The sequence below is a fragment of the Streptomyces sp. TRM68367 genome (genome assembly GCF_014495685.1).
Taxonomy (GTDB): domain Bacteria; phylum Actinomycetota; class Actinomycetes; order Streptomycetales; family Streptomycetaceae; genus Streptomyces.
In genome coordinates this window covers 49,941-69,533 of the sequence record NZ_JACTVI010000017.1, presented here as the reverse complement: position 1 = coordinate 69,533, position 19,593 = coordinate 49,941, and the positions used below count along the sequence as shown (strand labels likewise).

Below are 19,593 nucleotides of genomic sequence, written 5' to 3'. Positions count from 1 at the left end.
CGCCGACCGCATCCGCGGACAACGCCCCTGCGCCTACAGCTACAGCTACAGCACCGGCAGGCTCTTGCGCAGCTCGAACGCCGTCACCTCGGAGCGGTACTCCTCCCACTCCTGCTTCTTGTTGCGCAGGAAGAAGTCGAAGACGTGCTCGCCCAGCGTCTCGGCGACCAGGTCGCTGCGCTCCATCAGGGTCAGCGCCTCGCCCAGGTTCTGCGGGAGCGGCTCGATGCCCATCGCGCGGCGCTCGGCGTCGGACAGCGCCCACACGTCGTCCTCGGCGCCCGGCGGGAGCTCGTAGCCCTCCTCGATGCCCTTCAGGCCGGCGGCCAGGAGGACGGCGTACGCCAGGTAGGGGTTCGCGCCCGAGTCCAGGGACCTGACCTCGACCCTCGCCGAGCCCGTCTTGCCGGGCTTGTACATCGGCACGCGGACCAGGGCCGAGCGGTTGTTGTGACCCCAGCAGATGTACGACGGGGCCTCGCCGCCGGCGCCCGCCGTGCGCTCGGCGCCGCCCCAGATGCGCTTGTAGGAGTTGACCCACTGGTTGGTGACCGCCGAGATCTCCGCGGCGTGCCGCAGCAGGCCCGCGATGAAGGAGCGGCCGACCTTGGAGAGCTGGTACTCCGAACCGGATTCGTAGAAGGCGTTGCGGTCGCCCTCGAAGAGCGACAGGTGCGTGTGCATGCCGCTGCCGGGATGCTCGGAGAACGGCTTCGGCATGAAGGTCGCCTGGACCCCCTGCTCCAGCGCCACCTGCTTCATGACCAGGCGGAACGTCATGATGTTGTCCGCCGTGGAGAGCGCGTCCGCGTAGCGGAGGTCGATCTCCTGCTGGCCCGGCGCGCCCTCGTGGTGGGAGAACTCGACCGAGATGCCCATCGACTCCAGCATCGTGATCGCCTGGCGGCGGAAGTCCATGCCGATGTTCTGGGGGGTGTGGTCGAAGTAGCCGGAGTTGTCGGCGGGGGTCGGGCGCGAGCCGTCGAGCGGGCGGTCCTTCAGGAGGAAGAACTCGATCTCCGGGTGCGTGTAGAAGGTGAAGCCCAGGTCGGAGGTGCGGGCCAGGGCGCGCTTGAGCACGTACCTCGGGTCGGCGAAGGACGGGGAGCCGTCCGGCATGAGGATGTCGCAGAACATGCGGGCCGTGCCGGGGGCCTCCGCACGCCACGGCAGGATCTGGAAGGTCGACGGGTCCGGCTTGGCGATCATGTCGGACTCGTACACCCGGGCGAAGCCCTCGATCGCGGAGCCGTCGAAACCGATGCCCTCGTCGAACGCCTGCTCAAGCTCGGCCGGGGCCACGGCCACGGACTTGAGGAAGCCCAGCACGTCCGTGAACCACAGGCGTACGAACCGGATGTCGCGCTCCTCCAAGGTCCGGAGCACGAACTCCTGCTGCTTGTCCATCTTCCGCTTCCCCATCCTTGCTGGTCAGACCGCGTGTCTCCCGCACCACGGGAGGCGGTCGGGCACCTGAGCATCCCACCACAACACCATTTCGTGCGCGTTGCGGACCATGATCGTCCGGCCGACGCCGGGGCGAACACGGCACCTACGGCAGGTGTACAGCTCTGCTGCCCATCTTGCCTGCTTGGACTGACATCCGTAATGGCGGGACTCCCGCGACCGTGATTGCGGGCCTCTTGCAACCTTCCGGGTCTTCCGGGCCTTCCGGGGGCCCCCGGTCGCCACAGTACGATCAAAACATCCGTTCCACAGACTCCGTCCGTCCGATCCCCCAAAGGACACAGTCGATGGCCTCCGCCAAGAAGAGCAGCAGCGCCGAGCGCAAAACGCGCATAGAGGAGATGCGGCGTGCCGAGCGCGCCCGCGAGCGCCGCAACCGGATCCTCACGATCACCGCCAGTGCCGTGATCGTCGCCTGTCTCGGCGTCGGCGGTGTGGTCCTGGTCCAGTCGCAGTCCGACTCCGGAACCACGGCGAGCGACTCGAAGGGCCCGGGCAAGTTCGTCACCGGCAAGGACGGCGTCAGGACGTGGGAGGGTGAGCTGACCCGCAACCACGTCGCGAAGAGCGTGAACTACCAGAGCGAGCCCCCGGTCGGCGGCGACCACAACCAGGTGTGGATGAACTGCAACGGCGACGTCTACACCAAGGCGATCAAGAACGAGAACGCCGTGCACTCGCTGGAGCACGGCGCGGTCTGGGTGACGTACAACAGCAAGGCGAAGAAGGCCGACGTCGACGCGCTCGCGGCGAAGGTGAAGAAGACGCCGTACACGCTGATGAGCCCGGTCGAGGACCAGAAGGACCCGGTCATGCTGACGGCGTGGGGCCACCAGCGCACGGTGACGGGCGCGAGCGACCCGAACGTCGACAAGTTCTTCGAGAAGTTCGTCCAGGGCGAGCAGACCCCCGAGCCGGGCGCCGCGTGCACGAACGGGCTGCCGCAGTGAGGCAGGCGGGACTGATCGCGGGCGCCGCGGCGGCGGCGCTCGTCGCGGCCGGCGCGATCACCTACGCCGTCGCGCAGGACGGCGACGGCTCCGGCGGCACGCCGTCCGCCGAGTCCGCGGACGCCGGGTTCGCGCGGGACATGGCGGTGCACCACCAGCAGGCCGTGGAGATGTCGTACATCGTGCGTGACCGCACCAAGGACGAGGAGGTGCGGCGCCTGGCGTACGACATCGCGCAGACGCAGGCCAACCAGCGCGGCATGATGCTGGGCTGGCTCGACCTGTGGGGGCTGCCGAAGGTGTCGTCCGAGCCGCCGATGACCTGGATGGACATGGGCGACATGGGCGACACGGCCTCCGGCAAGGACGGCGCGCTGATGCCGGGGATGGCCACCAACAGCGAGATGAAGAAGCTTCAGGGCCTGAGCGGGCGGCAGGCGGAGGTCTTCTACCTCCAGATCATGACGGACCATCACAAGGGCGGCGTGCACATGGCGCAGGGCTGTGTCGAGCAGTGTGCCGTCGGCGTGGAGAAGCGGCTCGCGCAGGGCATGGTCGAGGCGCAGGAGTCGGAGATCAAGCTGATGGCGGACATGCTCAAGGAGCGGGCCGCGGCGGCGCGTTCGTAGCCGCGGAGCTCGGGCCCGCCCCGCCCGGCAAACCTCAAATCCCCCTGTGTGCCATGCTCTTGGCGCCTTCTTGGTCCCGTTTGGGGTCATCTTGGTCCGCGCATTCCCCTGGCATGAACAGTTCATCGAAAGAGTGGCCAGCGTCGAGTGATCCACTCGCGACGAACCGCACAGGGGGTTCTCATGAGATCCACACGCGCCACTGTGCGCGCCGGGGTGAGCTTGGCGGCGACGCTGCCGATGCTCGCGGGCGCGCTGGCGCTCGGCATACCCGCGGCGCACGCCGCGGACAACCCGAGCCGGGACACGCTGGCCGGGACCAAGCCGGCGTGGGCCACGGCAGGGGCGGACCGGGGCGCGGCCTCCGACGGCGCCCCGGTCTCCGCCCGGGTCTATCTCGCCGGCCGCGACGCCGCCGGTCTCGCCGACTACGCGCGGGCCGTGTCCGACCCGCACTCGGCGTCGTACGGGAAGTACCTCACGGCCCGGCAGGCGCAGGCCCGTTTCGGCGCGACCGAGGCCCAGGTGGCGGCCGTGAAGGCCTGGCTGGCGTCCGCCGGTCTGAGCGTCACGTCCGTGACCCGGCACTACGTCGCGGTCACCGGTGACGTGGCCGCCGCCGAGCGGGCCTTCGGCACCCAGTTGCACAACTACGCCAAGGGCTCCGGTACTTACCGGGCCCCGGCGACCAGCGCCACCGTGCCTGCGGCCCTGAAGGGCACCGTCCTGACCGTGACCGGCCTGGACACCGCCCCGCACCGGGCGAGCCACGACGACCGACTCCCGCCGCCGGAGACGGTGTTCCGCAACGCCGGGCCGTTCTCGTCGTACTACGGCTCGAACACCGCGAGCACGCTGCCGGAGGCGTACGGCACGAAGATCCCGTACGCCGTCAAGGGCTACACCGGCAAGCAGCTGCGGGCGGCGTACGGCGCGGGCACCCGCACCGGCAAGGGCGTGCGGGTCGCCATCACCGACGCCTACGCCTCGCCGACCATCGCCTACGACGCGGCCACCTACGCCAAGAAGCACGGCGACGCCGCGTGGGGAAGCGGCCAGCTGCGCCAGGTGCTGCCGAAGAAGTACACGCACACCAAGGAATGCTCGGCCGCCGGCTGGTACGGCGAGGAGACCCTCGACGTCGAGGCCGTGCACGCGGTCGCGCCCGCGGCGAACGTCACGTACGTGGGCTCCGCCTCCTGCGCCGACGAGGACCTGCTCGACTCGCTCGGCAAGGTCGTGGACAACCACCTGGCCGACATCGTCTCCAACTCCTGGGGCGAGGTGGAGTCCGCCGAGACCCCGGACATCGCGGCCGCCTACGACCAGGTATTCCAGCTGGGCGCGGTGGAGGGCATCGGCTTCTACTTCTCCTCCGGCGACAACGGCGACGAGGTCGCCAACTCCGGGACGAAGCAGGTCGACTCCCCGGCGAACTCGGCCTGGGTGACCGCGGTCGGCGGCACCTCGCTCGCGGTCGGCAAAGACGACACGTACCAGTGGGAGACCGGCTGGGGCACCGAGAAGGCGATGCTGTCGGCCGACGGCAAGAGCTGGAAGGACTTCCCCGGCGCCTTCACCTCCGGGGCGGGCGGCGGCACCAGCAGGACGGTGGCCCAGCCCGACTACCAGAAGGGCGTCGTCCCGGAGGCGCTGGCCACGGCCAACGGCTCCGCCGGCAACCGTGTCGTGCCGGACATCGCGGCGATCGCCGACCCGAACACCGGGTTCCTGGTCGGCCAGACGCAGACGGTGCCGGACGGGAAGACAAACGGCAAGTCGCAGGCGTACAGCGAGTACCGCATCGGCGGCACCTCGCTCGCCGCGCCGACCATCGCCGCCATCCAGGCGCTGGCCCAGGAGGCCCGGGGCGGCACGCCGATCGGCTTCGCCAACCCGGCGATCTACGCGAAGGCCGGCTCGAAGGTCTACCACGACGTCACCGACAACCCGACGGGCTCCGGCCTCGCCGTGGCCCGCGTCGACTTCGTGAACGGCTACGACGCCACGGACGGCCTGGCCACGTCCGTGCGCAGCCTGGGCAAGGACAGCTCGCTCGCGGCCGTGAAGGGCTACGACGACGTCACCGGCGTGGGCACGCCCGCGAACGGTTACGTCGAGTCGTACCGGCGCCGCTGACCTCCGCAAGGGGATCGGGGTGGTGTGGGGTGACCCACACCACCCCATTGCGTCGCTCTGACGATTACACTGAACGCGTGCCTCAACTTCGTCTCGCCCTGAACCAGATCGACTCCAGCGTCGGCGACCTCGCCCGGAACGCCGGGACGATCGTCCGCTGGACCCGGCACTCCGCCGAGCAGGGAGCGCATCTCGTGGCGTTCCCGGAGATGGCGCTGACCGGGTATCCCGTCGAGGACCTGGCCCTCAGGTCGTCCTTCGTGGAGGCCTCCCGCGCGGCCCTGCGCTCACTCGCCTCCCGCCTCGCCGAGGAGGGCCTCGGCGACCTGCCGGTGGTGGTCGGCTACCTCGACCGCTGCGCGACCGCCCAGCCGAAGTACGGCCAGCCGGCCGGCGCCCCGCAGAACGCGGCGGCAGTCCTGCACGGCGGCGAGGTGGTGCTGACCTTCGCCAAGCACCACCTGCCGAACTACGGCGTCTTCGACGAGTTCCGCTACTTCGTGCCTGGCGACACCATGCCGGTCCTGCGCGTGCACGGCGTCGACGTGGCACTGGCCATCTGCGAGGACCTGTGGCAGGACGGCGGCCGCGTGCCCGCGGCCCGCTCGGCACAGGCCGGCCTCCTGCTGTCCATCAACGCCTCGCCGTACGAGCGCAACAAGGACGACACCCGGCTGGAACTGGTCCGCAAGCGCGCCGAGGAGTCCGGCTGCACCACGGCCTATCTGGCCATGATCGGCGGCCAGGACGAGCTGGTCTTCGACGGCGACTCGATCGTGGTCGACTCCGGCGGCGAGGTCGTCGCGCGGGCACCGCAGTTCGCGGAGGGCTGCGTGGTCCTGGACCTGGACCTGCCGGCGGCATCGCCCGACGCCCCGACGGCCCGCGACGCAGTCGCTCATGGACAGCGTGTGGACGACGGCCTGCGCATCGACCGCGTGGTCCTGTCCGAGGACCCGCTCCCCGCGTACGAGCCGGAGCTGACCGGCGGCTACGCGGACCGCCTGGACGACGACGAGGAGGTCTACTCGGCGCTGGTCGTGGGCCTCAGGGCGTACGTCGCGAAGAACGGCTTCAAGTCGGTCCTGATCGGCCTGTCGGGCGGCATCGACTCGTCCCTGGTCGCGGCGATCGCCTGCGACGCGCTGGGCGCGCAGCACGTGTACGGCGTGTCCATGCCGTCGAAGTACTCCTCGGAGCACTCCAAGGACGACGCGGCGGACCTGGCGAGGCGGACGGGCCTGAACTACCGGACCGTGGCGATCGAGCCGATGTTCGACGCGTACATGGGCTCGCTGGGCCTGACGGGCCTGGCCGAGGAGAACCTCCAGTCGCGCCTGCGCGGCACGCTGCTCATGGCCGTCTCCAACCAGGAGGGCCACATCGTGCTGGCCCCGGGCAACAAGTCGGAACTGGCGGTCGGCTACTCGACTCTCTACGGCGACTCGGTGGGCGCGTACGGCCCCATCAAGGACGTCTACAAGACCTCGATCTTCCGCCTGGCGAAGTGGCGCAACAAGGCGGCGCAGGAGCGCGGCCAGACGCCCCCCATCCCCGAGAGCTCCCTCACCAAGCCCCCGAGCGCGGAGCTGCGCCCCGACCAGGTCGACACGGACTCCCTCCCGGACTACGCCGTCCTGGACGCGATCCTGGAGCGCTACGTCGACCTGGACCAGGGCGCCGACGAGATCGTCGCGGCCGGCTTCGACCGGGAACTGGTGGCGCGGACGCTGCGGATGGTGGACACGGCCGAGTACAAGCGGCGGCAGTACCCGCCGGGCACGAAGATCTCGGCGAAGGTGTTCGGGAAGGACCGGCGGTTGCCGATCACGAACGGGTGGCGGGAGACGGTGTAAGGGCCCTGAGTCTTCGGGGTGATCATGCACGGCGCGGTCAATCCACGGACTGCGGCAGTGCCGGGAGGGCAGGGCGGCGTGAGGTTCGAACCAGTGACCGAAGGCCCCGGCCGGGACGCCGACGCTCGAAGTATGCCGGGCCCAGTAGACTCGAGGGCTGTGGCGGACACCCAGTACGAAGACCTGTTGCGGCTGGTACTCACCTCCGGGACAGCCAAAGCCGACCGGACGGGCACCGGCACCCGAAGTGTCTTCGGGCACCAACTACGCTACGACCTCTCACAGGGGTTCCCGTTGGTCACCACCAAAAAGGTGCACCTCAGGTCCATCGTGTACGAACTGTTGTGGTTCCTGCGCGGCGACTCGAACATCGGCTGGCTGCATGAGCACGGCGTCACCATCTGGGACGAATGGGCCGACGCGAACGGCGAACTCGGCCCGGTTTACGGCGCGCAGTGGCGTTCCTGGCCCACTCCGGACGGCAGGCACATCGACCAGATCAGCGACGTTCTCGACACTCTGCGCCGCGACCCGGACTCCCGCCGCATGATTGTCTCCGCGTGGAACGTCGCCGAGCTGACCAAGATGGCACTCGCGCCGTGTCACGCCTTCTTCCAGTTCTACGTCGCCGACGGCAGGCTGTCCTGCCAGCTGTACCAGCGCAGCGCGGACCTGTTCCTCGGCGTCCCGTTCAACATCGCCAGCTACGCCCTGCTCACGCACATGGTGGCGCAGCAGGTCGGCCTCAAGCCGGGTGACTTCATCTGGACCGGCGGCGACTGCCACATCTACGACAACCACGTGGAGCAGGTGACCGAGCAGCTTTCGCGCACTCCGTTCGAGTTCCCCAGGCTGCGTTTGCGTCGAGCGGACTCCCTTTTCGACTACGCCTACTCCGATGTGGAGGTGCTCGACTACCGGCACCACCCGGCCATCAAAGCCCCGGTCGCGGTGTGAACGTCGGGCTGATCTGGGCGCAGACCCTCGATGGCGTGATCGGCGCGGGCAACGCGATTCCGTGGTGGCTGCCTGAGGACATGGCGCATTTCAAGGCAACCACCCTGGGTCATCCAGTGGTGATGGGGCGCAGAACATGGGATTCGCTGCCTCCGCGATTCCGCCCGCTGTCCGGCCGGCGCAACATCGTGGTGACTCGCGATCCACAATGGGCGGCCGAAGGCGCGGAGCGTGCCGGATCCATCGCCAAGGCCCTGGAACTTGCAGCCGAGTCGTTGGAGCCGGCCGCCTCTGCTGCGGTATGGGTGATCGGCGGCGGGGAAATTTACCGTGCCGCCTTGGGACACGCCACGATGCTCTCGGTGACTGAAGTCGACTCGAAGGTGGACGGCGACACCTACGCCCCGGCACCGGACCCGAGGTGGAAAGTCGCTGAGGACAAAGGCTGGCAGTCCTCGACGTCCGGGCTGCGCTACCGCATCCGCAGATACACGCGGTGACAGTCGGTCCCCGCGACCGCCGGCGCCAGTGCCGACGGAGTTGCCTCGGGCCCCTTCACCGGCTCCACGACTACCGGTGCCGGCCGTCAGAGATGCGCGCTCGACTCCGCCCGCTGTGGCACATGCGAAGCCACCACCCGTTCGCGGACGGCCCGCGGAGCGACCCGCCGGTCCACCGCATAGGCCGTCCCCGCCACCGCCAGGCCGAGGACCGCCAGGGCCGCGCCCGCCACCGCCGGAGACGTCACCCCGAAGCCGGCTGCCAGGGTGAGGCCGCCGAGCCAGGCGCCGCCGGCGTTGGCGAGGTTGAAGGCCGCCTGGTTGGCGGAGGAGGCCAGGGACGGGGCCGCCGATGCCTTGTCCATGACCATCAGCTGGAGGGGGGAGCCCGTCGCGAAGGCCGCGGTGCCGAGGAGGGTTACGGCCAGAGCAGCGGTCCACTGGGTGGACATGAGGAGGGGGAACGCCGCGAGGACCGTCGCCAGGGCGAGCAGGCCGCCGAAGAGGGTGCCGCGCATGGAGTGGTCCGCGAGGCGGCCGCCCAGGAGGTTGCCCGCCGTCGCGCCGACGCCGAAGAGGGCCAGCAGCAGGGTCACGCTGGCGCCGGCGTACCCGGCCGCGTCCGTGAGCATCGGCGTGATGTAGCTGTACGCCGCGAAGAGGGCGCCGAAGCCGGCGACCGTCGTGCCGAGCGCCAGCCACACCGGCAGGGAGCGCAGGGCGGCCAGTTCGCCGCGCAGGCCCGTGGACTCGGCCTGGGCGGCCCGGTCGCGCGGGATCAGCAGTGCCAGCGACACGATCGCCGCCACGCCGATCGCGCTGACGCCGAGGAACGTCGACCGCCAGCCCAGGTGCTGGCCCATGAGGGTCGCCACCGGCACGCCCGCGATGTTCGCGACCGTCAGGCCCAGGAACATCAGGGAGACCGAGCGGGCCTTGCGGTCGGGGCCCACCATCGTCGTCGCGACGACCGCGCCCACGCCGAAGAAGGCGCCGTGCGGCAGGCCGCTGAGGAAACGGGCGGCCAGCAGCCAGTCATAGTCGGGCGCGAGCGCCGAGAGCGCGTTGCCCGCCACGAACAGGCCCATCAGGGCGATCAGCACCGTACGGCGGGACATGCGCGCGGTCACCGCCGCGAGCAGCGGGGCGCCGATGACGACGCCCAGCGCGTACGCCGAGACCAGATGGCCGGCGGTGGGGATCGAGACAGCGAGGTCGTCCGCGACACCGGGCAGCAGGCCCATCATCACGAACTCGGTCGTACCTATGCCGAAGGCGCCGACGGCCAGGGCGAGCAGGGCCAGGGGCATGGAGGGTCGTGCCTTTCAGGAGCGGGGTTCCGTACGTGTTCACGTCCGTATGTTCAAGTACGGAACAAAGCCGCCCAGGCTCGGTATTCCGGGAGCTGACAGCCCGGTTGCCGCAGTCCGAAGAAACGCCGCTGACCTGGTGTTTTCACGAACCTGTTGTGTCGATCCTCACACGCGCGGCGATCGGCAGATGGTCACTTCCGGTGCGCGGCAGCGTCCACGAGCTCTCCGGCTCGACCCCGCTGACCAGGATCTGGTCGATCCGCGCCATCGGGAACGACGCCGGCCAGCTGAAGCCGAATCCGCTGCCCGCCGCGCCCTGCGTGGATCGCAGCTGGGCGCTGACGCCGCCCAGCGCACGGTCGTTCAGGGTGCCGTTGAGGTCGCCGAGCAGGATCTTCCTGGGCAGCTTCTCGTGGACGATGGCCTCGCCCAGCGCGTCGGCGCTCTCGTCGCGCTGCCGGGCGGTGAAACCGGCCTCCAGCTTCACGCGCACGGACGGCAGGTGGGCGACGTACACCGCGACCGGCCCCTCCGGGGTCGCGACGGTGGCCCGCATCGCCCGCTCCCAGCCCAGGTTGATGTCGACGGGCCGCACGTCGGTCATCGGGTACTTGCTCCACAGGCCGACGGTGCCCACCACCTTGTGGTGGGGGTACGCCGACTCCAGCGCCCGCTCGTACGTCGGGACGGCCGCCGCCGTCAGCTCCTCCAGGGCGAGGATGTCCGCGCCGGACGCGGCGACGTCGCGGGCGGTGCCGGCCGGGTCGGCATTCTCGGCGTTGACGTTGTGCGTCGCCACGGTGAGGTCGCCGCCCCCGGCGGTCTTGTCCCAGATCAGGCCGCCGAAGAGGTTCAGCCACACGACCGCCGGCAGCACGACCGCGATCAGCGCGGTGGCCGACCGGCGCAGCAGGCCGATCAGCAGGAGGAACGGGACGAGCACCCCCAGCCAGGGCAGGAAGGTCTCGGTCAGGCTGCCGAGGTTGCCGTACGCGTTCGGGATGCGTGAGTGCACCAGCATGACCACGGCCAGCAGGATCGCGACCACCGCCGTGACGATGCCGCGCCGCCAGGTCCGCGGGCCCCGCCAGCCCGCGAACAGCCGGCCGACCAGGCTCCGAAGCCGGGGCCCCTGGCGCTCGGGCCCCGAGCTGCCGCTGTCCGTCTCCGTCACGTACGCCTGCTGCGCCATACCGTCGCCTCACTACCTACCGTGCACACCGTCTCCCCCGTGCCACCAGAAGACCCTAGGGGATGATCGGATCCCTTCACGCCGTCTCTCGACGGCCGTACGGGGGCGAGGACGTACGACGCCACGTCACGAGTTCCTGCCCCGATCATGGAAAGCGCACTCTGTGACGTAACGCGCACATAGGGACTGCCGAGCGCCGGAACAAGTCTGACAGATGGTCAACTGGCCGGCTCGGGCAGGCAGCGGCTCCTGGTGGGCGCGGGCAGGCAGACGCCCCCGGAGCCGGCGAAGACGCGCGCGATAGCATCGCGATCATGGGGGACTGGGAACTCCGGCCGGCTTCGGCGGCGGACGTCGAGGCGGTGGCCGAGCTGCGGGCCGTCGCGCTGAGAGCGGATCTGGAGCGTCTCGGGCGGTACGACGAGCGGAGAGTCCGGCAGCGGCTGCGGGACGGGTTCGCCCCGGCGCACACCTGGTTGATCGAGGTGGCAGGCGCCCTGGCGGGCTGCGTGGCACTGCGGCCGTCGCAGGTTGTCCACGGCACCTGTTGGCTGGAGCACTTCTACCTGGAACCGGGCCTGCAGGGCAGGGGCATCGGCTCGGCGGTGCTGGACCTGCTGCTGGAGCGGTGCGACCACGAGGGCGTCCCGGTCCGGCTGAACGTGCTCCGCGGCAGCCCGGCCCGACGGCTGTACGAGCGGCACGGGTTCCGGGCCGAGACCGAGGACCCGGTGGACGTGTTCATGGTCCGCGAGCCCGCGGCCAGGGCCTAGCGCTCCCCGGGCGGTTGGCTGACGGGCCGTAGGCCTTCGAGGAGGGTGTCGACGATCTGTTCGGCGAGGCCCTCGGGGAGTCCGGCGTCCGGGCGCAGGACCGTGCGGACCAGCATGGGACCCATGATCATGTCGTTGACGAGTTCCAGGTCGACGTCGGCGCGCAGTTCGCCGTTCTCCTGCCCGCGGCGCAGGATGTCGAGGCCGAGCCTGCGGCGGGGCGCGACGACCCTGGCGTGGTACGCGGCCCAGATCTTCGGGCTGTTCTTCATCTCCGCGTGGACGTTGCGCAGGATCGTCGAGGAGCGGTTGGCCAGGCCGCGTCGGCGCAGGGCCTCCAGCAGGACCACGAGGTCGTCGCGCAGACAGGCGCCGGGGAGCGCCTCGGGGTCGGCGGGCTCGACGGCGCGCACGACGTCGACGAAGAGCTCCTCCTTCCCGCTCCAGCGGCGGTAGATGGTGGCCTTGCCGACGCCGGCGGTGCGGGCGATGCGCTCGATGGACAGGTCGGCCAGCGGGACGCCCTCCTCCAGGAGCTTCATCACGCCCTCGACGATGGCGCGTTCGGCGGTTTCGCTGCGGGGACGGCCCCGGCAGGGCGGGCCGTCGTGCCGGGGGTGGCTGTCGGCGAGACTCACGTCGTGTCGTCCTTTCGGTGGGCTGGAGCGACTTCCCACGGTCCCCAGTCGTGGATCTGCGGTGTCTGCCCCGTCGTACAACTCCTGCCGTACGGCAGCCGTTCCCCGGGCTACTCCCCCGCCGCCACCAGCTCCGTCTCCTCCTCGCCCTGCTGCGGGGCCGGTGTCCGGCCGGGCAGGAACAGGGCCACGACGATCGCGCCGAGCACCGCGACTCCCGCTCCCCACAGCGCGGTGACGTGCATGGCGTGCAGGAAGGCGTCGTTGGCGGTGCCGACCAGGTCCCTGCCCTGCGGGCCGAGCTTCGCCGCGACGGCGAGTGTGGCCTCGATGGACTCGCCGGCGGCGTGCCGGGCGCCGGCCGGCAGGACGGCGAGCTTGTCCTCGATGTCGGTGCGGTAGGCGGTGGACAGCACCGAGCCGAGGACTGCGATGCCGAGGGCGCCGCCGACCTGCCGGAAGGTGTTGCTGAGCGCGGACGCCGAGCCGGCCTTCTCGCGCGGCAGGGCCTGCATGATGACGACGCTGACCGGCGTCATGATGTGCGCCATGCCGGTGCCCAGGAGGAAGAAGACGACCTCGAGGATCCAGATCGGCGTGTCCGCCTCCAGCGTGGCGAACGCGGCCAGCATCGCCGCGATGATCACCATGCCGCCGGTGGTGGTGGCCCGGTTCCCGAAGCGGTCGACGAGCAGCCGGGCGCGCGGCGCGAAGATCATCTGGGCGGCGGCCAGCGGCAGCATCAGCAGTCCGGTCTCCAGCGGCGAGTAGCCCCGTACGGACTGGGTGTAGAAGACCGAGAAGAAGGTCACGCCCATCAGCGCGAAGAAGACCAGCGCGATGGCGGCGATCGCGGCCGAGAAGACCTGGTTCCGGAAGTACGTGACGTCGATGGACGGGTGGTCGCTGCGCTTCTCGAACACGACGAAGGCGACAAGGACGGCGAGCCCGGCACCGATCGACGCGAGGACCGTGGCGTCGGTGAAGTCGGCGAGCTGGCCGCCCTTGATGATGCCGTAGACCAGCAGGACCAGGCCGACGACGGACAGGACGACGCCGACCGGGTCGATCCGGCCGGGGGCCGGGTCGCGGGAGTCGGGCACCAGCCACAGCATCAGCGCGAGGGCGAGGAGCACGATCGGCACGTTGACGAGGAAGACCGAGCCCCACCAGAAGTGGTCCAAGAGCACTCCGCCGGTGATCGGGCCGATGGCGATGGCGATGCCCACGCCGCCCGCCCAGATGCCGATGGCCTTGGGCTGCTCCTCTCGCTCGAAGACGTTCATCAGGACGGCGAGGGTGGCCGGCATGACGAAGGCGGCGCCGAGGCCCATCACGGCGCGGAAGGCGATGAGCTCGCCCGGCGAGCCGGAGAAGGCGGCCAGCGCGGAGCCGATGCCGAACACGGCGAGGCCGCCGAGCAGCACCTTCTTGCGGCCCAGCCGGTCGCCGAGGAGGCCGGCGGAGAACAGCAGGCCGGCGAAGACGAGGGTGTAGGCGTTGATCGCCCACTCCAGCTCGCTCTGGGTGGCGCCCAGGCCGGTCGGGGCGGGGGTCGAGATCGTCTTGATGGCGACGTTCAGGATCGAGTTGTCGAGTACGACGATCAGCAGGCTCAGCATCAGCACGCCGAGGATCGCCCAGCGGCGCCGGTGCACGGCCTCCGGTATCCGGCGGCCCTGGCCGGCGGGGTCGGCGGAAGTAGTCATGCGGTGGAGCCTAGGCCCCTTTCGATACGAGACCGTCTCGTATCGAAATTCTTGACCAAGACATGACGTTCCCGGGCCCGGCGCCGTAGAACGGACAGGGGACGGAAGTCATGGTGCCCGCTCTGGCCCTGACTGGCACGAGGTGCCACCATGGTGGTGATTCCGGGGACGCCGTCAGGGCGCCACGAGATGACATGAAGGAGCCGTTGCCATGACGCAGTTTTCGGCTGCCCAGAGTGCACAGACCGCAAAGAGCAGGTCCTCCGACGGCAGCAAGGCGCTGTACGGGGGCAAGAGCACCCGCCGCATCACCGTTCGCGACATCGCCGCCGCCAAGGGGCGGGACGAGAAGTGGCCGATGCTCACCGCGTACGACGCGATGACCGCGTCCGTGTTCGACGAGGCCGGCATCCCGGTGATGCTGGTCGGCGACTCCGCGGGCAACTGCCACCTCGGCTACGACACGACCGTGCCCGTCACGCTCGACGAGATGACCATGCTGTCCGCGGCCGTCGTACGGGGCACCAGGCGCGCCCTGATCGTCGGCGACCTGCCGTTCGGCTCGTACCAGGAGGGGCCGGTGCAGGCGCTGCGCTCGGCGACCCGGTTGGTGAAGGAGGCGGGCGTCGGGGCCGTGAAGCTGGAGGGCGGCGAGCGGTCGCACCGGCAGATCGAGCTGCTGGTGGAGTCGGGGATTCCGGTAATGGCGCACATCGGGCTGACGCCGCAGTCCGTGAACGCCATGGGGTATCGCGTGCAGGGGCGCGGCGAGGAGGCGGCGCAGCAGCTGCTGCGGGACGCGAAGGCGGTGCAGGACGCGGGCGCGTTCGCCGTCGTGCTGGAGCTGGTTCCCGCGGAGCTGGCGGCCGAGGTGACGCGGGTGCTGCACATTCCGACGGTCGGGATCGGGGCCGGTCCCGAGACCGACGCTCAGGTGCTGGTGTGGACCGACATGTTCGGGCTGACCGGAGGCCGGGTGCCGAAGTTCGTGAAGCAGTACGCGGATCTGCGGGAGGTCATGGGCAGCGCGGCGAAGGCGTTCGCCGAGGACGTCGTCGGAGGAACGTTCCCGTTGGAGGAGCACTCCGTCCACTGAAGCAGTTTTTTGCGCCTGAACCGGCGCCGCTCTCGCGGACCTGGTTGCTCGCCGTCGTGGTGCCTCAGTTGATGGTTGCGGTGCTCGTCGGGAGTGTCGGCGCTGTCGGCGGTTTGTGGGGGCTGTCGGTGGTCTGTAGGTCGTTTGTCGGTCGGGGCTGACACCGTCGGGGGCATGACGCGAATCGACAAGACCCCCGGCGGCGCCGGAAGCGCCGTGTCCGTGCGGGGGCTGCTGAAGCACTACGGGGAGACCAAGGTGGAGGAGGCCGAGCAGCTCGCCTCCGAGCTGACCGTCGTCGACCGCGGCAAGGTCATCGCGGGTGGCCGCATCGAGGAGCTGAAGGCCAGGGTCGGAGGGCGCACGCTGCGCATCCGGCCGGCCGACCCGGTGCAGCTGCGGCCGCTCGCCACCGCGCTGGACGACCTCGGGATCACCGGGCTCGCGACCACCACCGTGGACACCGAGACCGGCACCCTGCTGGTGCCGGTCCTCAGCGACGAGCAGCTGACCGCCGTGGTCGGCGCGGTGACCGCACGCGGCGTCACGTTCTCCTCCGTCACCACCGAACTGCCCAGCCTGGACGAGGTGTTCCTGTCCCTCACCGGCCACCGCGCCAGTTCCCCGCAGGACACCGTGCCCGCCGACACCCGCGAGGAGGTCGCCGTATGAGCTCCCACCCGTCGCCCGCGACCACCCTGGACGAGGCGCTTCGCGCCGCCCCCGCCATCGCCGTCACCACGGCCGACGCGCGCATCTCGCTGCGCGGCCACCTCCGCCACACCGGCGCGCTCGTCCGCCGCAACCTGCTGTGGATCCGGCAGGACCCGGAGTCGATGTTCGACGCGCTGCTGATGCCGGTCGTGTTCACCCTGCTGTTCGTGTACGTCTTCGGCGGCTCGATCGGGCAGGCCCTCGGCGGCGGTCAGGACGGGTACGTGCAGTACGTGATCCCCGGCATGATCGCCATGATGAGCATGACGCTGTCCCAGGGCGTCGGCACCGGCTTCAGCCAGGACTTCAACTCCGGTGTCATGGACCGCTTCCGGTCCCTGCCGATCGGACGCGGCTCGGTGCTCTTCGCGAAGGTCACCGTGGAGCTGGCGCGGATGCTGTTCGCGACGACGTGCTGATGATCGTCAACACCCCATCTGCCAGTCCGCGTAGAAGACATGCCATAGCCCCATGCCCCCACCCTCCCCGGAACCGGCAGGCCCGCGCGAGACGTTTTCCCGTGCGACCGGTACGGTCGGGCAGTCCCACTGCGTGTACGAGAGGCCAGGGAGCCGCATGACCACCGCCACCACCCGCCACAGCGACCGGCGGATAAGTCCCGTGTTCATCGGGATCCTGGCCGTGACGGCGGTGACCGGAGGGGCCACCTGGACCGGTTTCGCCGAGCAGCCCGGCGTCGCGGTGTTCCTGTTCGTGACCGCAGCCTGGATCGTCTCCCTGTGTCTGCACGAGTACGCGCACGCGCGCACCGCGCTGCACAGCGGGGACATCTCGATCGGCGCGAAGGGCTACCTCACGCTGAACCCGATGAAGTACACGCACGCCCTGCTGAGCATCGTGCTCCCGGTGATCTTCGTGATCATGGGCGGCATCGGTCTGCCCGGCGGTGCGGTGTTCATCGAGCGCGGGCGGATCCCGGGGCGCTGGCGGCACAGTCTCGTCTCGGCCGCCGGCCCGCTGACCAACGTGCTGTTCGCCGTCGTCTGCACCGCCCCGTTCTGGCTGGACGCCCTGGCCGGCGTGCCGCGCGACTTCCGGTTCGCGCTCGCCTTCCTCGCCCTGCTCCAGGTCACCGCCGCGATCCTGAACTTCCTGCCGGTGCCGGGCCTGGACGGCTACGGCGTCATCGAGCCCTGGCTGTCGCACAACATCCGGCGCCAGGTGGAGCCGTTCGCGCCCTTCGGTCTGCTGTTCGTGTTCGCGGTGCTGTGGATCCCGTCCGTGAACACCGCGTTCTTCGACGTGATCGACACCATCCTGCGCAGCCTGGGAATCTCCAATGACCAGACGTACTGCGGCTACGACCTGTTCCGGTTCTGGCGGGAGAGCAACCCCTACTGCTCGGTCAGCCCGTGACCGACCGGCGCCGCGCGTCCCGCCCGCGCTTGACGTAGTACCAGGTCATGTTCGACGACAACCCCGCAAGCAGCACCCACACGATCCCCAGCCAGAGGCCCTGCACGAAGGAGACCACGGCCGCGGCCACGGAGAGCAGGCAGACGATGAGGGCGTAGACGGCGAGTCGCCGGGCTGGGTCGCGTGGGGGCAAGAGGGGCATGTCGGTCGGCTCCTGTCGGGGAACACTGCGGGCACTGCTGATGCCCACCAGTGTCCCCCATGCGCTCACACGTCGGTGACGCGGAGCCCCGCGTGCGCCTTGTAGCGCCGGTTGACGGAGATCAGGTTGGCGACCAGCGACTCCACCTGGTGGGCATTGCGCAGCCGCCCGGCGAAGACGCCGCGCATGCCGGGGATGCGCCCGGCGAGCGCCTGCACTATCTCCACATCCGCGCGCACCTCGCCGAGCACCATCACGTCGGTGTCGACCTCCTCGATCTGCGGGTCCTGGAGCAGCACCGCCGACAGGTGGTGGAAGGCGGCCGTGACCCGCGAGTCCGGCAGCAGGGCGGCGGCCTGCTCGGCGGCGCTGCCCTCCGTCGGCTTCAGCGCGTAGGCGCCCTTCTTGTCGAAGCCGAGCGGGTTGACGCAGTCGACGACCAGCTTGCCCGCCAGCTCCTCGCGCAGGGGCTCCAGGGTCTTGCCGTGCCCCTCCCACGGTACGGCGACGATCACGACGTCGCTGCGCCGCGCGCACTCGGCGTTGTCGGCGCCCGCGACGCCGTACCCGAGTTCCGCGGCGGCGGCCTCGGCGCGCTCCGCGGCCCGGGAGCCGATGATCACCTCCTGTCCGGCGCGGGCGAGCCGGTAGGCGAGGCCCTTGCCCTGCGGCCCGGTCCCGCCGAGCACGCCGACGACGAGCCCGGAGACGTCGGGCAGGTCCCAGGGGTCCTTGGCCGGGGCCTTCGCGGGGGTCTCCGTGGGCTGCTGTGCACTGTCGGTAGAGGTCATGGGCCGACTTTACGTCCGCCTCCGCGCCCGCACCGAATCAGGTGAGGTCCGTCACGGCCACCCGCCGGAAGGTGACTCCGTTGTCCTTCCCGGTGGGCGGCAGGGAGTGGTTGGCGGGGACGACGACCTTCGTCGTCGCTGTGCTGCACCCACACGCGCCGCCCGTCCGCCGCGCTCACCACGCCGCGCCGGATGGCGTCCTCGGTGGCGAGGGCCGCGTTGCGCACGTGGACGAGCAGAGGCGCGGCCCGCGCGGAGAAGGTGGACGCTGGTCTCTGCGGTCTGTGCCATGGAGGGCTCCGCGGGCGACCGGCGGGACGGACAGCCTCTGCTCTTGCCCCTCCCGGGCGAATTCGGGGTGAACTTCACGTCACGAGTGGCCGGTTGCGGCAGGATGCCGTCGCATGGATGCCGTACGGGTCGCGCTGCTGCGCGAAGTGCTCGCCGGGACCGAGTGGCTGGGGGCCACGCGCCGCTTCGCGGGGGTGTTGCGGGAGTCGGTGGTGTCGCACGGGGGCGGGCTGCTGCTCGTGGGTACGCCGGAGTACGAGCCGTGGCATCTGGCGGCGCACCTGGTGGACGAGGCGGCGTGGTCGGGGACGCCGGAGCTGGCGCCGACGCTGGTAAGGCACGGTGCGCGGCGCACGGATCCGGCGCATCTGGCGGTCGGTCTGGGGCGGCTCGCGGCGGCGCGGCGCGGCGAGACGCTGCTTGTGGTGGCGCCGGAGGGGCCGGGGGCGCCCGTGCTGGAGCGGGTGTACGACGCGCGGCGGGCCGGGGCGACGGTGCTGGCGCTGGGGGCCGGGGAGCCGCAGGTGACGGCGATGGCGCACGAGGCGCTGGCCGTGCCGGAGGGGGCGGAGCTGGACCTGGACACGGTGCAGCACCTGGTGAGCGCGGCGGCGGGCGAGAACGCGCTGCCGACGGTCAGAGGGCGCCGGCGTTTCCGGGACAGGCTGGCCCACCTGGCGGACATGTTGACGGCACCGCCTCCTGCCCACTGGTGATTTCCCACCCACCGACTCGGCCGGCCTCCCTGCCTCCGGCAGCCGGGCAACGGCCACCTGCCCCGGAATTGACCAGAACCGTCCGTCGTCCGCTGCTGGCCGGACACACTCCCGCCCCCACAAAACCGCTTGCCCCCGCCACCGCCCCACCCGAACATGACCCCTCGTGACGGACGACCCCCCGGCGCTCGCCGAGCCCGCCGAGCCCGATGATGACATCGCCGAGACTGCCGAAGCCTCCGGTCGTTCCTCCGCGCCCGCCGACGACGCCGCGCCGCCCTCG

At 70.6% G+C, this 19,593-nt stretch carries 17 protein-coding genes and 3 pseudogenes; 12 read left to right on the top strand and 8 right to left on the bottom strand.

The window, feature by feature from the left end:
- Positions 1-45 precede the first annotated feature (45 nt).
- Positions 46-1,407, bottom strand: a complete 1,362-nt coding sequence (gene glnA / locus H8R17_RS14420) for a type I glutamate--ammonia ligase (RefSeq protein ID WP_187823576.1) — start codon at positions 1,405-1,407, stop codon at positions 46-48.
- A gap of 347 nt (positions 1,408-1,754) precedes the next feature.
- Between glnA and H8R17_RS14415 the strand changes: the two genes are divergently transcribed.
- The 6 genes from H8R17_RS14415 (at position 1,755) to H8R17_RS14390 (ending at position 8,498) form a co-directional block, all read left to right on the top strand.
- Positions 1,755-2,417 (top strand): DUF3105 domain-containing protein, encoded by a 663-nt coding sequence (locus tag H8R17_RS14415; protein ID WP_187823575.1) that lies wholly within the window; start codon positions 1,755-1,757, stop codon positions 2,415-2,417.
- Positions 2,414-3,046 carry a DUF305 domain-containing protein gene (locus tag H8R17_RS14410; RefSeq protein ID WP_187823574.1) on the top strand — a complete coding sequence of 211 codons (633 nt, stop codon included), beginning with the start codon at positions 2,414-2,416 and terminating at the stop codon, positions 3,044-3,046. Before H8R17_RS14415 ends, H8R17_RS14410 begins: the two co-directional genes overlap by 4 nt.
- Before the next feature lie 183 nt (positions 3,047-3,229).
- The gene (locus tag H8R17_RS14405; protein WP_187823573.1) at positions 3,230-5,185 is read left to right on the top strand and encodes a protease pro-enzyme activation domain-containing protein; all 1,956 of its coding nucleotides are present in this window, start codon (positions 3,230-3,232) and stop codon (positions 5,183-5,185) included.
- Between the two features lie 77 nt (positions 5,186-5,262).
- Positions 5,263-7,041, top strand: a complete 1,779-nt coding sequence (locus H8R17_RS14400) for an NAD+ synthase (RefSeq protein ID WP_187823572.1) — start codon at positions 5,263-5,265, stop codon at positions 7,039-7,041.
- Between the two features lie 159 nt (positions 7,042-7,200).
- Positions 7,201-7,998: a thymidylate synthase gene (locus H8R17_RS14395; protein ID WP_316959401.1), complete on the top strand. Its 798-nt coding sequence runs from the start codon at positions 7,201-7,203 to the stop codon at positions 7,996-7,998.
- Positions 7,995-8,498: a dihydrofolate reductase gene (locus H8R17_RS14390; RefSeq protein ID WP_187823570.1), complete on the top strand. Its 504-nt coding sequence runs from the start codon at positions 7,995-7,997 to the stop codon at positions 8,496-8,498. Before H8R17_RS14395 ends, H8R17_RS14390 begins: the two co-directional genes overlap by 4 nt.
- A gap of 86 nt (positions 8,499-8,584) precedes the next feature.
- Here the strand turns inward: H8R17_RS14390 and H8R17_RS14385 are convergent, their stop codons facing one another.
- Both H8R17_RS14385 and H8R17_RS14380 read right to left on the bottom strand, forming a co-directional pair.
- Positions 8,585-9,808 carry an MFS transporter gene (locus tag H8R17_RS14385; RefSeq protein ID WP_187823569.1) on the bottom strand — a complete coding sequence of 408 codons (1,224 nt, stop codon included), beginning with the start codon at positions 9,806-9,808 and terminating at the stop codon, positions 8,585-8,587.
- Between the two features lie 145 nt (positions 9,809-9,953).
- Complete coding sequence (locus H8R17_RS14380; RefSeq protein WP_187823568.1) at positions 9,954-11,003, bottom strand: endonuclease/exonuclease/phosphatase family protein; 1,050 nt, start codon at positions 11,001-11,003, stop codon at positions 9,954-9,956.
- Positions 11,004-11,317: 314 nt separating this feature from the next.
- On the opposite strand from H8R17_RS14380, the gene H8R17_RS14375 reads away from it, so the two are divergent.
- The gene (locus H8R17_RS14375) at positions 11,318-11,776 is read left to right on the top strand and encodes a GNAT family N-acetyltransferase (protein ID WP_187823567.1); all 459 of its coding nucleotides are present in this window, start codon (positions 11,318-11,320) and stop codon (positions 11,774-11,776) included.
- Here H8R17_RS14375 and H8R17_RS14370 read toward each other — a convergent pair.
- Positions 11,773-12,414, bottom strand: a complete 642-nt coding sequence (locus H8R17_RS14370; protein ID WP_187823566.1) for a TetR/AcrR family transcriptional regulator — start codon at positions 12,412-12,414, stop codon at positions 11,773-11,775. The two genes, H8R17_RS14375 and H8R17_RS14370, sit on opposite strands and share 4 nt — an antisense overlap.
- A 110-nt stretch (positions 12,415-12,524) precedes the next feature.
- Entirely contained in the window at positions 12,525-14,123 is a 1,599-nt protein-coding gene (locus H8R17_RS14365; protein ID WP_187823565.1) for an MFS transporter, read from the bottom strand.
- Between the two features lie 211 nt (positions 14,124-14,334).
- Between H8R17_RS14365 and panB the strand changes: the two genes are divergently transcribed.
- The 4 genes and pseudogenes from panB (at position 14,335) to H8R17_RS14345 (ending at position 17,310) form a co-directional block, all read left to right on the top strand.
- Positions 14,335-15,219 carry a 3-methyl-2-oxobutanoate hydroxymethyltransferase gene (gene panB / locus H8R17_RS14360; RefSeq protein WP_187823564.1) on the top strand — a complete coding sequence of 295 codons (885 nt, stop codon included), beginning with the start codon at positions 14,335-14,337 and terminating at the stop codon, positions 15,217-15,219.
- 258 nt (positions 15,220-15,477) lie between these two features.
- Positions 15,478-15,891 (top strand): annotated as a pseudogene (locus tag H8R17_RS14355) (DUF4162 domain-containing protein); the annotation flags it as partial.
- Positions 15,888-16,346 (top strand): annotated as a pseudogene (locus H8R17_RS14350) (ABC transporter permease); the annotation flags it as partial. The pseudogenes H8R17_RS14355 and H8R17_RS14350, both read left to right, overlap by 4 nt.
- A gap of 163 nt (positions 16,347-16,509) precedes the next feature.
- Positions 16,510-17,310 (top strand): site-2 protease family protein, encoded by an 801-nt coding sequence (locus H8R17_RS14345; protein WP_187823563.1) that lies wholly within the window; start codon positions 16,510-16,512, stop codon positions 17,308-17,310.
- On the opposite strand, the gene H8R17_RS14340 is transcribed toward H8R17_RS14345, so the two are convergent.
- From H8R17_RS14340 to H8R17_RS46705, 3 genes and pseudogenes are all read right to left on the bottom strand, one after another.
- Complete coding sequence (locus H8R17_RS14340) at positions 17,300-17,512, bottom strand: hypothetical protein (protein WP_187823562.1); 213 nt, start codon at positions 17,510-17,512, stop codon at positions 17,300-17,302. The two genes, H8R17_RS14345 and H8R17_RS14340, sit on opposite strands and share 11 nt — an antisense overlap.
- Before the next feature lie 65 nt (positions 17,513-17,577).
- Positions 17,578-18,303: an NADPH-dependent F420 reductase gene (gene npdG / locus H8R17_RS14335; protein ID WP_187823561.1), complete on the bottom strand. Its 726-nt coding sequence runs from the start codon at positions 18,301-18,303 to the stop codon at positions 17,578-17,580.
- A 125-nt stretch (positions 18,304-18,428) separates the two neighbouring features.
- A pseudogene (locus H8R17_RS46705) lies at positions 18,429-18,545 on the bottom strand (exo-alpha-sialidase); the annotation flags it as partial.
- A 162-nt stretch (positions 18,546-18,707) separates the two neighbouring features.
- Here H8R17_RS46705 and H8R17_RS14330 point away from each other — a divergent pair.
- Entirely contained in the window at positions 18,708-19,310 is a 603-nt protein-coding gene (locus H8R17_RS14330) for a hypothetical protein (protein ID WP_187823560.1), read from the top strand.
- The last annotated feature ends 283 nt before the right edge of the window (positions 19,311-19,593 follow it).